11 protein-coding genes are annotated in these 15368 nt (G+C 62.9%); 2 read left to right on the top strand and 9 right to left on the bottom strand.

Annotation, left to right across the window (positions count from 1 at the left end; all coding sequences use genetic code 11):
* Positions 1-32: 32 nt before the first annotated feature.
* Positions 33-2879, bottom strand: coding sequence for a sugar ABC transporter (locus tag J2W46_RS27710; protein WP_374726871.1), 2847 nt, complete (start codon positions 2877-2879; stop codon positions 33-35).
* Between the two features lie 1229 nt (positions 2880-4108).
* On the opposite strand from J2W46_RS27710, the gene J2W46_RS27705 reads away from it, so the two are divergent.
* Entirely contained in the window at positions 4109-4270 is a 162-nt protein-coding gene (locus tag J2W46_RS27705) for a DUF1328 domain-containing protein (protein WP_006051149.1), read from the top strand.
* A 204-nt stretch (positions 4271-4474) separates the two neighbouring features.
* Here J2W46_RS27705 and J2W46_RS27700 read toward each other — a convergent pair whose 3' ends face one another.
* Entirely contained in the window at positions 4475-5398 is a 924-nt protein-coding gene (locus tag J2W46_RS27700; protein ID WP_020069904.1) for a LysR substrate-binding domain-containing protein, read from the bottom strand.
* A 77-nt stretch (positions 5399-5475) separates the two neighbouring features.
* Here J2W46_RS27700 and J2W46_RS27695 point away from each other — a divergent pair, with 77 nt between their 5' ends.
* Positions 5476-6366: an EamA family transporter gene (locus tag J2W46_RS27695; protein ID WP_310357999.1), complete on the top strand. Its 891-nt coding sequence runs from the start codon at positions 5476-5478 to the stop codon at positions 6364-6366.
* A 71-nt stretch (positions 6367-6437) separates the two neighbouring features.
* Here J2W46_RS27695 and rfbC read toward each other — a convergent pair whose 3' ends face one another.
* The 7 genes from rfbC to J2W46_RS27660 all read right to left on the bottom strand — a co-directional run bounded on the left by rfbC (position 6438) and on the right by J2W46_RS27660 (position 15363).
* On the bottom strand, positions 6438-6989 hold the full coding sequence (gene rfbC, locus J2W46_RS27690) for a dTDP-4-dehydrorhamnose 3,5-epimerase (RefSeq protein WP_020069906.1): 552 nt from the start codon (positions 6987-6989) through the stop codon (positions 6438-6440).
* A gap of 102 nt (positions 6990-7091) precedes the next feature.
* Positions 7092-8087 (bottom strand): GlxA family transcriptional regulator, encoded by a 996-nt coding sequence (locus J2W46_RS27685; protein WP_027804932.1) that lies wholly within the window; start codon positions 8085-8087, stop codon positions 7092-7094.
* A 709-nt stretch (positions 8088-8796) separates the two neighbouring features.
* Positions 8797-10158, bottom strand: a complete 1362-nt coding sequence (locus J2W46_RS27680) for a metallopeptidase TldD-related protein (protein WP_310357996.1) — start codon at positions 10156-10158, stop codon at positions 8797-8799.
* Positions 10158-11594, bottom strand: a complete 1437-nt coding sequence (locus J2W46_RS27675; protein ID WP_310357992.1) for a TldD/PmbA family protein — start codon at positions 11592-11594, stop codon at positions 10158-10160. Before J2W46_RS27675 ends, J2W46_RS27680 begins: the two co-directional genes overlap by 1 nt.
* Positions 11587-13245, bottom strand: coding sequence for an ABC transporter ATP-binding protein (locus tag J2W46_RS27670; RefSeq protein WP_131321018.1), 1659 nt, complete (start codon positions 13243-13245; stop codon positions 11587-11589). Before J2W46_RS27670 ends, J2W46_RS27675 begins: the two co-directional genes overlap by 8 nt.
* Positions 13242-14357, bottom strand: coding sequence for an ABC transporter permease (locus J2W46_RS27665; protein WP_310357989.1), 1116 nt, complete (start codon positions 14355-14357; stop codon positions 13242-13244). Before J2W46_RS27665 ends, J2W46_RS27670 begins: the two co-directional genes overlap by 4 nt.
* Positions 14311-15363, bottom strand: coding sequence for a microcin C ABC transporter permease YejB (locus J2W46_RS27660; RefSeq protein ID WP_020069913.1), 1053 nt, complete (start codon positions 15361-15363; stop codon positions 14311-14313). The genes J2W46_RS27665 and J2W46_RS27660 overlap by 47 nt, the downstream gene beginning before the upstream one ends.
* Between the last annotated feature and the right edge of the window lie 5 nt (positions 15364-15368).

Genomic DNA, 15368 nt, shown 5'->3' with positions numbered 1-15368 from the left:
AGACGAGCCAGGTCGGTGCGATACGGGGACGTTTAGCGCTCACAGGAAATCTCGACGGGCTGATAGTTCACCTCCAGACCGGCGGAGGCCGGGGTGTCGAAGCGCAAGCCTGCGGCGTCGCGGTGGACGGCGACGGGACGTCCGGCGACATTCACACTGCAACTGCCCGCGTGGGCAAGCCTGACGAACGGCTGGTAGTAGCCCCCGAATTCGAACGACATGCCGTTTGCGCCGCGCCTGAAGTTGCGAACGAAGCCGTTCGCTTCGGCGATGTAGGGCAATGCGGCTGCTTTCGAAAGCGCTCCCGAAGCGCTATCGCGAGCATCGGCACCGTTGAACGACACGCGAGCGGCGCCGTCTGCGATGTGGATATAAGTGCCGTCGGGGCCGGCCGAATAGCCGGTGACGCCGGCCGATGCGCGCAGATCCGGCGCCGTCGACAGCGGCCAGTGCAACTCCCGCACGTCCCCGTTGCCGCGCACGATCCAGTCGCCGTCGGCACGCTTGCCGCCATCGGCACCTGCACCTGCACCTGCACCTGCACCTGCATCCGCGTCGACGTCGCCGCGCACCGCGCGTGCGACAGCGAACGAACGCCAGTCGAGGACCTTCTGCGTGTAGTCGGTCATCTGCACGGGCAGCACGGCTTGCTTGAGCACCGCCGTGAAAATCTGGTCGAGCGCGCGCAGCGAAGCGACCTTGGTGCCGCTGTACATGTGGTAGTACAGGTCGATCGGCTTGAAACGCAACGGCTTGTCCGTCATGTCGAAGGTTTCGAGCACGCGCGTGAAACCGTAGAACGGACCGAGCCAGTCGTTCGTGTAGACGTTCTCGTCCTGATTCGGCGCGTACACCTGATACGCGCCCGGCCCTTTGTCGACGCCGATCGGCGCGATGTTGGTCCAGCTGCTCGCGCTCTTCGTGATGACGGTGTCGCCGCCGTTCACGTTCGCGACGCCCGCCGCGTAGACCTTGCGCACCACCACCGCGGGCGGCTTGCAGTTGCCGGGCCATTGCAGAATGGTTGTCTTCTTGCCGGGAGGCGCAAGGCGCGTGTTGATGTAATCGATTGAGCCGGTTACCTCCCGGTCGATGTCGAATGTGTAGTTCGGAATGTTCAGCGAGAACGCAGTATCGCCGCCGCCGCGGTCCACACGTTCGCCCGTCTTCGCGTCCACGCTGCCCCAGTCGAACGGATGCGAGTAGGTATGCGTGCCGATTGCCACATACGGCAGCGCGAACATCTTGCGGGCAATCTCTTCGAGCCGCGGCGAAATTTTCGGGTAAAGACCCGTGGGCCCCACTTCACCCTCGATGACGGACAGCGTCATCGGCACCTTGTAGCGGGTAAAAATCTGCTGATACAGCGCTTCGCCCGAATAGTCCGCGCCGGGGAATTCCGCGCGCGACGCGAAACCGTCACCGTCGACGTGCGACATGAAAAGGCGCCGCCCGTTCTCGGTGGTCACGCTCGGCGACGGCATCTGTTGCAGACGCAATGCGGCGGTGAGGAACGAAATCGGTTGAATCGCCCAGCGCTCCTGGTCGATGCCGTTGAGCGACACGACCGTGTACGGGCTCATCGCAAAGCCGCCCCATGGCGTGATCGCGACCGGGTCCAGCGTCGCCTGACCGCTCTTCACGCGCAGCAGCGGCCGGCTGGCTGCGCCGACCTGAACGCCCGTCAGATCGCGCGGGCCGAGCTTGGGATCGATCTCGAAGCCGATCATCGGATCGCGCGAGACGACGTCTACCTTGTCGCTGAAGGGACCCGGCACTGCCTGCAGATCGAGCGCGCGCCCTTCGTCCTCGGCCGCGTCGAAACCGAACTGGCCAAGAAACGCAACGGGAACGTGCGTGGCGATGCGCGCATCGACCCATCTGCGCCACACGGCGCTGTCCTGCGTGCCGCTGCCCTGCAGCCACGCAACGACGCCCGCGTAGCGGTCGGGCGTAATGTCATCGGGAAGCGTGTCGTTGACGTTCGCGTACTCGACGTCATAGCCGAGATAGTTCAGCGGCATTGCCAGGTCGCGCACGCCGGGGGTTTCGTCGAGCAGCAAATCTTCGCCCGTGTCCTGCACGACGAGCACCTTGCGCGGCAGCACTTCGATTGCGCCGATGCCGACCACGTCGCGCGCCACGTCGGTCACATAGGGCGTGACGCCCGTCGCCACCACCTGCGCCGCCGTCCTGCGCGCGCACGCGCGGTCATCGGCGGCGCAGTATTCGATCGACACGACGGGCACGCCCGTCTGCCGCATGAACGCTTGCGCAGCGGCGACGCGCGCCGCACGGTCGTCTGCGGAAACGACGATCTGCCCGGCACCGCTCGCGCTCGCACCGCTGACGAGCGACGTGCCCACCACCGCATACAGCGCTTTGGCATGCGGCGCGGCGAGCTTAAGCGCATCGTCGCCGCCGATCACGATTCGCGCGTCGGGATGCGCCGCGCGAATCGCGTCGATCGATGCAAGTGCTTGCGGCGTGTCGAGCAGGAAGCCACGATAACCGCGCTGCCACAGCGGCTCGATTACGCTCGCGACGAATGCACCGGGCGTGCTGGCAGCGGCGTCCGCACCGGTGCGCGCGAGCCATACCGTATGGTGCAACGGATTCGCCGACGGATCGAAACCATGCGACGGATCGACGACGACGGCATCGAACGCTTGCAACAAGCCGACCGGCACATTGGCGCCGTCGAAAAACGCGAGATTGACTGACGCAAAAGGACCCGCTTGCGCAGTGCGCGCTTCTGCCTGAGCTAGCGGTGCCGTGGGTAACGTCGCGGATCGGGATTGCGGCGCCGTCGACTGAGCGTTCGCGCTGCCGTAGACGATCGCGAGCGCCGCAAGGACAGCGCACTCGGACACACGCATGAGGCGCGGCTGGGCACGTCCTCGCTCGAAACGCGCTGGCGTCGCCTCGCCGCCCGGCCCGTTGCGAAGCGCCCGGCGCGCACCCCCGATCGTTTGAATCCCCAATGGCATGTGATTTCTTCTTCGGTTTATGCTCTTTTACCGGCCCGCATTGAACGCGGCTTTTTTTTGGCTTTACTGCAGCCCACTCGATTGACTGCCCCTCTTTTTTGACGCGCGCTGCGCCGACCTTTACAACGGCGTAATAAAACACCGCCACGGCCCCTCTGGCGTTAATAGCCGCCCCGCGTCCAGGTTGCGCATTCTAATAGCAGCTTTTTCAAATTGCACGAGTATTCTGGCGCTCGGGTTTTTTACCAACAATCGCCAAAAACGCCGGGAACATCAACGAACTACTGTGCTACCCAATCCTATATGACGGCGCAAACGTTTCACCTCTTCACCACCCGCCGGGTCCAAAATCGTTCGGTCTGACAACAATTAACAATCCACGAATGACTTAATCGTTTTCAGCGGGAATCTTTCGAGCAGGCTTAAGCGGGCAAGATGGGGCTCGGAGCGCCAGTGTTGTGTCAGGTGCCCTGCTAGCGGAATCGTCGCCGCCGCACGTTGTTATTGGCGCGTGATCCGGCGCGACAGAAGGACCGCCGGGGTTCCGCCGTTGGCCGTTTGGTGAAGTGATTTTCGATAAACCGCTTTAGCCGGAAAGCGTTCGGTGGACTTCCCCTGGAAATCGCTAAAACCCGATTTGTGCCAGTGCGCGACGGTTTGATACCGCCAATTTGCGGTGGTGAGTGGCGTTAATACGGTCATGCTTGGGGCGGATTTTGTTGAGAGACTCAACGGCAGCCGCACGACATCTTGTTGTTTCTGCCGCCATGACACCCCGCTGCTTCACCCTTATTAAATGCGGATTAACTATTTTTCATTTGACACGCCTGTTTTTATGCAGCGCAAATCAACTGACACATCGATCCACTCGGCAGCATGCTTATTGACTCGCGCAAACGTTATCGTCGGTGGATATCCGTTTTTCACGGCATGAGGCGCTCCTCGGCGCTTAGCGTGTCGTTGCAGTGAGGCAACAGCAAGCCCGGCCGCCGACGGTTGGCGGGAACCAGGCACAGCCATTGCTCAACATCGCTCGCCGGCAGATCGCTCGTTGCGGGACCTAACCCGAGGCGAGCCGCCGTTCTACTTCAATCCAGTATTCATCGGTGGGAGGCCTCATGCTTCGATACGCTGCAATCTTCTTCGTCATCGCTATCATCGCCGCGGTATTCGGCTTTGGCGGCATCGCCGCCGGCGCGACGGAGATCGCCAAGGTGCTGTTCTTCATCTTCGTGGTGATTTTCCTCGTCACCTTGCTGATGGGCGTGATGCGGCGCTGATCGCCGCATCGGCTGTATAAGCGGAGGAATACCCGCCCCGGCGCGTGCGAACAACCTCTTGCAATACCTGCCACGGTGTATTGCAATAGTTGCCGCTCACGCCGGGCTTCTCCGCAACGCAGCACGCGCATCGCGCTATGCGTGTGCCGCCAGTCTTCAGCGTGTTCCACGCGCCACTCCAGCATCCCCTCGTCTGTATCTGCTTCATTCCTCCGACAGCACGCGCGAGTCGCTCTCCCGCATGCCCAGATGCAACTCCTCGCATAGAAAACCTTGCAACGTCTGCACGGCTGCCTCCTGCGCGCCCGCGACCTCGCGCGTGAACAGGCCGAAATCCGCAGCGGGCGCATCGGGCAAGCCATCGGCACGACCCAGAATTCTCATGGACTCCGAACGAATATTGCCTTCGAGCAATACCGACACGCCGAGCCCCGCTTCGACCGCCGACTGCACCGCCGGCAAGCTCGTGCTCGTACACACAATGCGCCAGCCGATGCCCGCGCGGCGCAGCGCCGTCAACACATTCTGTTGCCACAGACATGTGTCGCCGAAAGCGACCAGCGGTAAGAGCGCTTCGGCGTCGCGCGAATAGCCGCGTGCGCCGACCCAGAACAACGGTTGAGTCCATGTGAGCAAAGGCGTGCCGTTCACCAACGCGGGATCGGCAACGACCACATCGAGGCCGCCGTCTACGAGCCGCCTGGATAAAGCGGCGCTGCTGTCCACGACGATTTCGAGCGCGACCCGCGGATAGGCAATCGAAAAACGCCGCAACGCACGCGGCAAACGACCGACGGCGATGTCCTCGAGCATGCCGAGCCGTACCGTGCCCGACACCTGCCCCGCGCTCAGCGCACGCCGCGCATCGGCACCCGCGCCGAGAATCGCGTGCGCGTACGGCAGCAGCAGATGGCCGGCTTCGGTGAGTTGCACGCCGCGTGGCGAACGGTCGAGCAGCCGCTGACCGAGGTCTTCTTCAAGACGGCGCAACTGCATGCTCACCGCCGCCTGGGTGCGCGCGAGACGGATTGCGGCCACGCCCACCGCGCCCGTCTCCGCGACGGTGACGAATGTGCGAAGCAGACTGCTGTCGAGGTCACGGGTCATCACGATTGTTGAAGTCGGCATAAGAAATATCAACTTATCTTAGTAGCGCGGGAGCCGATAAGATAGCGTGAACATTCACACACCGACGCGAAAAAACCATGCAGGACACGACAATCAAGTGCGCAGCCGCGCCCGACCCGGCCGACGTCAAACCTGCGCGCGCCGCAGCCGGTGCAGCGTTGCTGTGCGTGCTGTCCATGTCGAGCGTCCAGTTCGGCGCCGCGCTTTCCGAACCGACCATGTCGGTCTACGGCTCGCTCAGCACCACCTGGCTGCGGCTCTGCTGGGCCGCCCTCGTGCTCGCAGTGCTGGTAAGGCCGCGCGTTCGCAGCTACTCGCGCGCGCACTGGTTCGCCGCGGGCGCGCTCGGCGCCGCGATGGCCGGCATGACATTGTGTTTTTTCGCGGCGCTTCAACGTATTCCACTCGGCCTCGCGGTGGCGATCGACTTTCTTGGGCCGCTGACGGTGGCAACCCTGGCCGTGCGCCGTGCACGCGCGCTTCTATGGCCCGCGCTGGCGATTGCCGGCGTCGTGCTGCTTTCGCGCGATCGCGGCGGCTGGGTGGGTGAACCGCTCGGCGTATTCCTTGCGCTTGCCGCCGCCTGCGGCTGGGGTAGCTACATCGTGTTGATGAAAAAGACCGGCAAGCTCTTCGCGGGTCTTGAAGGCCTGTCGGTCTCGCTGATCGCAGCGGCGCTCGTGGCCACGCCTTTCGGTCTCGCACAAAGCGGCATACACGTGGCCGCAGGCCAACTCGCGGCGACCGCCGGCCTTGCGATACTCGTTCCTCTATTGCCCTATGCGCTGGAAATGGTGGCGTTGCGTCATATGCCCGCAGGTTCGTTCGGCATCCTGATGAGTGTAGAGCCAGCCATCGGTGCGGTGGCAGGCTTTGTCGTATTGCATCAGCCGATGGGTATTCTGCAGGTCGCGGGCACGTTGTTCGTGGTGGCCGCGAGTGTCGGCGCGGTGGTGGCCTCGCGGTAGCGACGGCGCATTGCGATCCGTCGAGCGCGCCGCGCAGTAACGACAACGCAACTGTGACCGCGCATGCGCGGCTAAGCCATGTTCTCGGCTTCGTATAGACGCCGCCCGGCAGCGTCCTTCGCGCCGACAATCGGCTCGAAATCGATCGGCCATTCAATGCCGATGTCCGGATCGCTCCACAAGATGCAGCGCTCCAGTTCGGGAAACCAGTACTCGGTTGTTTTCCACAGACACTCGGCGACGTCGGAAAGCACGACGAAGCCATGCGCGAAGCCCGGCGGTACCCAGATCTGCCGATGGTTTTCCGCGCTCAGGTGCGTGCCGCACCACTTGCCGAAGTTCGGTGAATTGAGCCGCACGTCGACGGCGACATCGAAAATTTCGCCTGCCACGACCTGCATGAGCCGGCCTTGCGGACGTTGGACCTGGTAGTGCAATCCGCGCAGCACGCCATGCACCGCGCGCAGATGCCGGTCTTGCACGAAGTCGAAACCGCGTGCGACGTCGGCGGTAAACTCGTCCGCGGCAAAGCTCTCATAACAGAAACCGAATGGGTCGCCAAACACCTCGGGCTCGATGAGTTTCACTTCCGGCAGTGCCGTTGCCAACACCTGGTTGCCCATGCCACTGTGCCCGTAAGAAACTGCTCGACAAAGAACGAGGACACCGCCGCGCGTCCGCGCGGCGGCCTTGAAACGCGCCTGCCCTACAGACGCGCTCTACTGTCAGAGCTCCGAGGAGGCAAGCCGGCTGCGGGCGCGATATTCGGTTGGCGATAGCGCCATGCGCTTGCGAAAGATCTTTGCAAGGCGGTCGCCGTTGCCGGTGCCGCTGCGCCGCGCGATCTTGTCGACCGGCAGTTCGGTTTCAGTGAGGAAGTTGCAAGCAATGCGCAGACGCACCTGCAACAGGTAGTCGGACGGCGTGACGTGCATCTCATGCTTGAAACGACGCAGGAAATTGCGCTCACTCATCGCGGCGACCTGGGCTGCGTCGGCAACCGACACCGGACGGTCGCAGTTCGCTTCCATCCAGCGCGCGGCCGCGCGGATTTTTTCCGCCACGCTCAGCGTGCCGCCCTCGGCGGGCAGCGGAACCCATGTTGCAGCCATGCCAGGCATCACGCGTTCGGCGACGCTGCGCGCGAGTTCCGCGCCTAGATCGCGCTTGATGAACATCAGCGCGCTGCGGGCGCAGTCATTGCGATCGTTGGACGCGCTGAGGATAGCGTCCGCCCCGCCGCGGCCATAGCGGCCAATTTGCAGCGCCTCGGGGTCGCCCGGATTGGCCGCCTCCAGCACGAGCCGCCCTTCGCCGATGGTTTCGATTGCACGAGTGCGTGCCTGCACCGAGCGCAGCCAGCCAAGCAGGCGCTGGTCGCGGGCCGCCTCATGCGCGCCGTGACCGCCGGCAATGAAAAGGACGTCGAAGCCCGTTCCATAGCGCGTGTCGATACGATCGGTCCAGATGCGCGCGGCCGACGAACTCGGCACGCTGCCGCCGTCGAGCGACAGGAACTGCACTTCATACGGCGGCTCTTCGCCTGGGCGCGTACCGGAAAGTTCGTTCGCGGTCTGGAACATTTCGACGACCGTACCGGGGCCAAGCAACCAGAAGCCGTCGAACAACAGCACACCAATTCGCCGCGCCGCTGTGCGCACATTGACAGCGGGCGTGTGTAACCAGGTAACCCTCGCGGAATCGACGTGGATGTGGGACATGGTCTTCCTCAAAATGTCTACGTGGTTGGACGAGGACGCGCGTTACTCCGACGATATGGATCAACTGATAATCGCTATTCAACATCGGTGAACGCCGCTTCACGCATTATCAGCGATGTTAGCCGAATGAATCCCGTTAGTAAATTTGAAAACAACGGAATTAGCCAGGCATTTAACGTCTGACGAAAATTATTCTCATTTGATGCAAGTAATAATTAGCCGACGCGTGAATCCGGAGCGGAAAAACCTACCGTGCGCCGCCGCCGAGCCCTGCGAGCCGCGGCTGAGCGGGACCGCAGCCCGCCTCGCTTTCCCCGTGGAATGCCGTGTGCATACGCCCGGCGGCGTGTGCGGCATTGGAGCGCTATCAAAACGTTTCAAAGCTGAACACACCGGCGCACCGCAATGGCCCTTTTAATTGGATTTGTTATTCGCACATTCGGAATGTGCCTTGTCAGCCGTGGTAATTAGCCCGCAACGATTCTAATCCAGCGATTATTCGTTTATGCGAACGTTTTAAAATCGCAAAAAATGTTTCATTTATGAAACACGATCTGTTTATTCTTCAGATTAATCGGCGCCACTGTAGAGTGGTTCCTTGCGTGAAACGCTAATTCTTCAGAAGATTGGGGGTCGTGAGAAGCTTCCCGTTCGCGTACGCGGGGAAGCCGGCGCGGCTCGCCTCGAACGGCGAGCCGCGTCGCAATGCTTAAAGGGTCAGCTCGAATGACTTTGCAAGGATGCCCGGCAATTGCATGCCGCCCGTCGCCCGCTCGCCCCACGTCCCATCGCTCAGAAGCATTTCGGCGTGCGCGCCGATCCGTTCGAGTTCGCTGCCAAGCAGGCGATACAGGCTGTCGTCGAACCGCATGGCTTCGAGCGGCGCGGCGATCTCTCCGTTCTCCACCCAGAAGGTTGCGAAGCGCGTCATGCCGGTGAGCCGGCAATTCATCCGGTCCGAAAAGTTCACGTACCACAAGTTGCCGATGTAAAGCCCGGTGCCCAGTTGCGCAAGCACGTCCTCGTCCATCAGGTCGCCAGGCTGCATGGCGAGCGACGCCGGCGATTCTTCGGCGAGCGCGCCGTTGGGCGTCAAGCCGTATTCCCTTGCGCTGCGTGCATTGGTCAGTTGCCCGGCACTGCGGCCCGCTGTGATCAGCGCAACGCTGTCGCGCAAGTAGCCGTCGTCGTTGAAGCCCGGTGTGATGCCTAGGCCGAGTTCTTCGCTGAGCGTGACGCGACGATCCAGCGCGATCTCGCCCACGTGCAGCTTGTACAACTCGCTGCGCGAACTGGCCTGCGCGCGTGCCGAAAAACCGCGCCACGCCGTCACGCCCAATAGCTCCGCAAGTGCGGCCGGAGCGAGCCATGCGCGATAGCGTCCAGGCGCGAGCGCACGAGGCGCGCGAGCGAGCACCGCGAGACGCGTGGCAGCCTGTTCCACTTTGCCGGCGAAGACCGCATCGCTCCAGTCGTCGCCTGCGTATGTGGTCTTGATTGCCCGACCGCTCGGGTCATAGAGCGACCAGCTGAAATTGAAGTTGTCGACTTCATACCAGCCGCGGCTGCCACCCGTCGACGCAAAGCCGCGCACAATGGTGCCGCCCGCATAAAAGCCCACGAAATCGAGGCCGCGCGCGCATTCGGCGACGACGCGCAACAAGCCGTGCGGATCCGGCAATCTGCCCGAACGCCGCGTGGTGCGCTGCCATGCGGATGTATCGAACAGCAGGTGCGGATCGTCGGCGGCATCGCGCAGACCCTCGCGCAACGTGGCCAGCGCGGCGCGCACTTCGTCGATGTCCTGCTCCAGCTCGCCGCACACCGTCAACGTTGAATACGCCTGACGCGCGCCGTCGATCAGGCGCAAGGTCAGCTTGCCTTGCGAGACGGTGCCGCTTTGCCGCACCTTGCCCGCGTTGAAGCGAATGAAGTCGGACTGCTCGCCGGCAAACGAACTGAGCGTAGTTTCGCCGCGTTGCTGGAGACGCTCGATCGCATCGGCGAGCGACGTGAAGTGCCGCTGCCAGTCCACGGCATGCGCGGCGCGCGGTGACATGAAGTCGCTCATCACGCGCCTCCGAACACGTCGACATTGCTGAACACGCAAGCGGGCGACGCGTGGCCCACGCGAATGATCTGCGCCGGTTCTCCCTTGCCGCACATCGACGTGCCATACACTTCGCGCGTGTCGGCGTTGCCGACCGCGCTCAAGCTGCGCCAGAAATTCGCGGAAATGCCGCGATAGTTCGGCTGCTTGACGATCTGCGTGAGCTTGCCGTTCTCGATCAGTTGCCCGAATTCGCAGCCGAACTGGAATTTGTTGCGATGATCGTCAATCGACCAGGACGTGTTGGTGCGCATCAGAATGCCGTGTTCGATGTTGCCGATCATCTCGTCGAGCGAACTGTCGCCCGGCTCGATATTCAGGTTCGCCATGCGGTCGATCGGCGGCCGGTTCCAGTTCGACGCACGCGAATTCGCCACGCCCGGCATGTCCGCGCGTTGCTGCGAGAGCGCGCCGCCAAGCGGCCGCTCCAGCACGCCGTTGCGAATCAGATATTCCTTGTGCGCTTCGGAGCCGTCGTCGTCGAATGCGTAGGCTGCAGCTTCTTCGCGCAACTCGGGGTCGAAAGTTACGTTCAGCAGTTCAGAGCCGTAGCGGTAAGAGCCGAACATGTCCGGCTTCACGAAGCTCCAGCCGGCGAAATTGCGCTCGTCGCCGAGAATCCGGTCGAGTTCCAGCGGATGGCCGATCGACTCGTGAATCTGCAGCATCATCTGATCGGGCATCAGCAGAAGGTCGCGCTTGCCCGACGGGCAATTTGGCGCGGCGAGCAATTGCAGCGCCTCGGCGGCGACGCGCGGGCCGCAGCCGTCGAAACCGAAGCGCGCCAGCACGTCCATGCCGCCCTGTCCGAGCGTGCCGTAGTTGCCGCCGAGTGTGCGCACTTGCGTGTCGCCATTCGCATGCGCTGCGACGCTCAACTGCGGCATCACGAAGCGGAACCGCTGATCGATACGCACGCCGTCGCCGGTCATGTAAAGCTGATCGGTGTGAATGATCTGCATCGCGGCCACTCGCTCGACGATGCGCGAATCCAGCTTCGCCGCCGCGCATTCGGCGCCGAGCCGGTCGATCCATTCGGCGCGCCCCGGCAGCGTGTGCTGCGCATTCGGCGACACGTACTGGCCACTCGCCGACGGACGCGCCACTTCGCGATGATCGATCAACGATAATGCCGCGCTCGCCTCGGCGCGTGCGGTGGCGAGATCGAGCGCCTGTTGCAAGCCCGCCGCCGAGAGATTCGCCGTCGCCGCATAGCCGGCTCCCGCACCGACCCACGCGATGAGCATCGCGCCACGATCGCGCACAGTGCGCAGCGGTTGCGCGATATCGTTGCGAACCTCGTGATCGTCGATCCGTTCGTCGACGATGCGCAGCGACCAGAACTCCGCGCGGCTCTTAAGCGACCGGGCGGCCTGCGCCCAGCGTTCGTCAATCATTCACACTCCTTGGAGTTTGCGCGGAATCCGGCCGCGCCATCAGCAGCGACGAGGCCAGAAGCGATCGTGTATAGGGATGCGACGGCGCATGCAAAACTTCGAGCGTATCACCGGCCTCGACGACCCGCCCGGACTTCATGACGATCACACGATGCGCCATGGCCCGCATCACCGCGAGATCGTGCGTGATGAGAAGGTAGCTTAGCTTGCGCGTTTTCTGTAAATGTACCAGCAGAGCGAGCACCTGCTGCTGGATCGACACGTCGAGCGCGCTCGTCGGTTCATCGAGCACCAGCAGTTCCGGCTCCACTGCAAGCGCTCGTGCAATCGCAATCCGTTGACGCTGCCCGCCGGAAAACTCGTGCGGATAACGCGGCATCGCGTCGGCGGGCAGCCCCACTTCCTCCAGCAGACCGGCAACGCGTGCACGCCTCGCCTTTGCGTCGATCTCGGGCCGATGCACGGCAAGACCTTCACCGACGATCTGCTCCACCGTCATGCGCGGCGACAGCGAGCCGAACGGGTCCTGGAACACCACCTGCATGCGCGAGTACAACGCACGCCGCGAAGCAGCCGTCTTCAACACCGACAACGGCATGCCGTCGATATGCACATGACCCGCAGCAGCCCTGTTCAAACCGAGCACCGTTGCCGCAAGCGTCGATTTTCCCGATCCCGATTCGCCTGCAATGCCGAGGGTTTCGCCGCGCCGCACGCTCAAATCGACGTCATGCACCGCGCGAAACGTGGAGCGGCCGAACAGCGATCGCCAACCTTTGGCGGGCGTGCTGTAGTCGACGGAAAGCCCCTGCACTTCGAGCAGACGGCGCGCGCCTTTTTCGAGCGGCGCTATGGAGCGGCGCGGCTCGCTGTCGAGCAAACGCTGCGTGTACGGATGCCGCGGATCGTCGAACAATGCTTGCGTCGTATTCGTTTCGACCAGCACGCCCTTCTCCATCACCGCGACGCGCTGCGCGAAACGCCTGACGAGATTCAGATCGTGCGTGATCAGCAACACCGCCATGCCGCGCTCGGCGGCTTCCTGTTCCTGGAGTTCGATCAACAGGTCGACGATCTGCTGGCGCACGGTCACGTCGAGCGCGGTAGTGGGCTCGTCGGCGAGCAGCAGGCGAGGACGGCACGCGAGCGCCATCGCGATCATCGCGCGCTGGCGCTGGCCGCCTGACAACTGATGCGGAAAACTGTCGATGCGGCGCTCCGGCTCCGGAATACCTGTGCGCCTGAGCAACTCGATGCCGCGCGAGCGTGCCGCATTCGGCCGCAAGCCCTCGTGCAGTCGCACGCTTTCCGCGATCTGCTTGCCGATCGTGAAAAGCGGATTGAGCGCGGTCATGGGTTCCTGAAACACCATGGCCACGTCCGCGCCGCGCAGCCCGCGCATTTGCTGCTCGGTCTTGCTCAACAGGTCTTCACCGTCGAGCAGAATCCGTCCGCTCAAATGCGCGTGGTCGACGAGCCGCAGAATGGACAACGCGGTGACGCTCTTTCCCGAGCCCGATTCGCCGACGAGCGCAACACGCTCGCCACATGCGATAGAAAGATTAAGATCGCGCACCGCGAGCTTGTCGCCGAAACGCGCGGAAAAGCGCTCGATTTCCAGCAGCGGCCGGTCGTTCGACGTGACGCTCATCGCGGCGCCCCCCCGAATGCGGAACCGCGCGATCGCGTGTCGAGCGCATTGCGCATCGCGTCGCCGATAAAAGTCAGCAGCAGCAACGTGACCACGAGCGCGGCAAACGCCGACACCGAAATCCACCAGGCGTCCAGATTGTTTTTACCCTCCTGCAATAACTCGCCGAGGCTTGGCGTCGGCGGCGGCACACCGAGCCCGAGGAAATCGAGGCTGGTCAGCGACAGGATCGCCGCGCTCATCCGGAAAGGCAGGAACGTGATAACCGGCGTAAGGCTGTTCGGCAACACATGACGCCAGATGATCTGCCCGTTCGACAGGCCCATCGTGCGTGCGGCTTTGACATAGTCGAGCGAACGGTTGCGCAGGAACTCCGCGCGAACGTAGTCGGACAGCACGAGCCAGCCGAACATCGACAGAAGAATGAACAGCAGCCACAGCGTCGGCTCGAAGATCGACGCGAAGATGATGAGCAGATACAGGTCGGGCATCGAACTCCATATCTCGATCAGACGCTGGCCGATCAGATCGGTGCGCCCGCCGTAAAAGCCCTGTACCGCGCCCGCCGCCACGCCGATCAGCACGCCGGAGACCGTGAGCGCGAGCGCCATCGACACCGACAGCCTGAAGCCGTAAAGAAGCCGCGCGAGCACGTCCCGCCCGTATTGATCGGTGCCGAGCCAGTTCGACGACGTGGGCGGCGCCGGATACGGATGCGCGGCGAAATAGTCGATCGTGTCGTAGTGAAAGTGGTTCGGCGGATAGACCGCGAAGTTGCCGTTCGCCTCCAGCCGCGAGCGAATATACGGATCGAGGTAATTCGCGCGCGCCGGAAAATCGCCGCCGAAAAGCGTCTCCGGATAGTCCTTTACGATCGGGAAATAGTAATGCCCGTCATAGCGGACAACGAGCGGCCGGTCATTCGACAGCACCTCGCCGAGCAGGCTGAGAACGAACAGCGAAGCGAGGATCATGAGGCTCCAGTAGCCCAGACGCTGCCGCCGGAAGCGCAGCCACGTGCGCCGCCACGGAGACGGCACTAAGCCGCGTGGCGCGGCGGACGCGTCATCGGTCAAGCCGGTTGAACTGGATACGCGGGTCGACGAGGACATAGCAGACGTCAGCAATGAGTTTGGTTACAAGGGCGATCAACGTGAAGAGAAAGAGCGAGCCCAGCACGACCGGGTAATCGCGGCGAATCACGGAGTCGTATGAGAGCTGGCCCATGCCGTCGAGTGAAAACAAAGTCTCGATCAGCAGATTGCCGTTCAGGAACGCGCCGACGAACGCCGCCGGCAATCCGGTCAGCAGCGGAATCGCCGCGTTGCGCAGCACGTGTTTCCACAACACGTCGCGCTGGGTGGCGCCCTTCGCACGCGCGGTCAGCACATACTGACGGCCGATCTCTTCGAGAAACGTGTTCTTGGTGAGGATCGTGACGACCGCAAAATTGCCGACCACCGAGGCCGTGACTGGCAGCACGATGTGCCACAGATAATCGAGTAGCTTGCCGAATGTGCTCAGCTCACCGAAGTTATCCGATGTGAGACCGCGCATGGGGAATACCTGCCAGAAGGTACCGCCGCCGAACAGCATCAGCAGCAGAACGCCCAGCACGAAGCCGGGAATCGCGTAGCCCGCGAGCACGAGTACGCTCGTCACGGTGTCGAAACGCGAGCCGTTGCGCACCGCCTTGGCGATGCCGAGCGGCACCGAAACCAGATAGGTGAGCAGCACCGTCCAGAGCCCGAGCGTGATCGACACCGGAAGCTTCGAGCGGATCACGTCCCATACTCTTGCATGCTGATAGTAGGACTGCCCGAGGTCGAAGCTCGCGTAGTGTTCGAGCATCAGCACATAGCGCTCGAGCGGCGGCTTGTCGAAGCCGAACTGTTTCTTGATCTGCTCGATCTGCTGCGGATCGACACCCTGGCTGCCGTGATAACCGCCGCCGCCCGCCCCCGCGTCTCCGCCACGGCCAGTGCCGTGGCGGAGTTGCGTCATCACCTGCTCGACCGGCCCACCCGGCACGAACTGCGTGACGATGAAAGTCAGCGTGACGACACCGAGCAAGGTCGGCACCATCAACAGCAATCGTCTGAAAATGTACGCAAGCATGTCGC

Source organism: Paraburkholderia strydomiana (assembly GCF_031456815.1).
GTDB lineage: Bacteria > Pseudomonadota > Gammaproteobacteria > Burkholderiales > Burkholderiaceae > Paraburkholderia > Paraburkholderia caledonica.
This window is presented reverse-complemented; position numbering and strand designations above follow the sequence as displayed.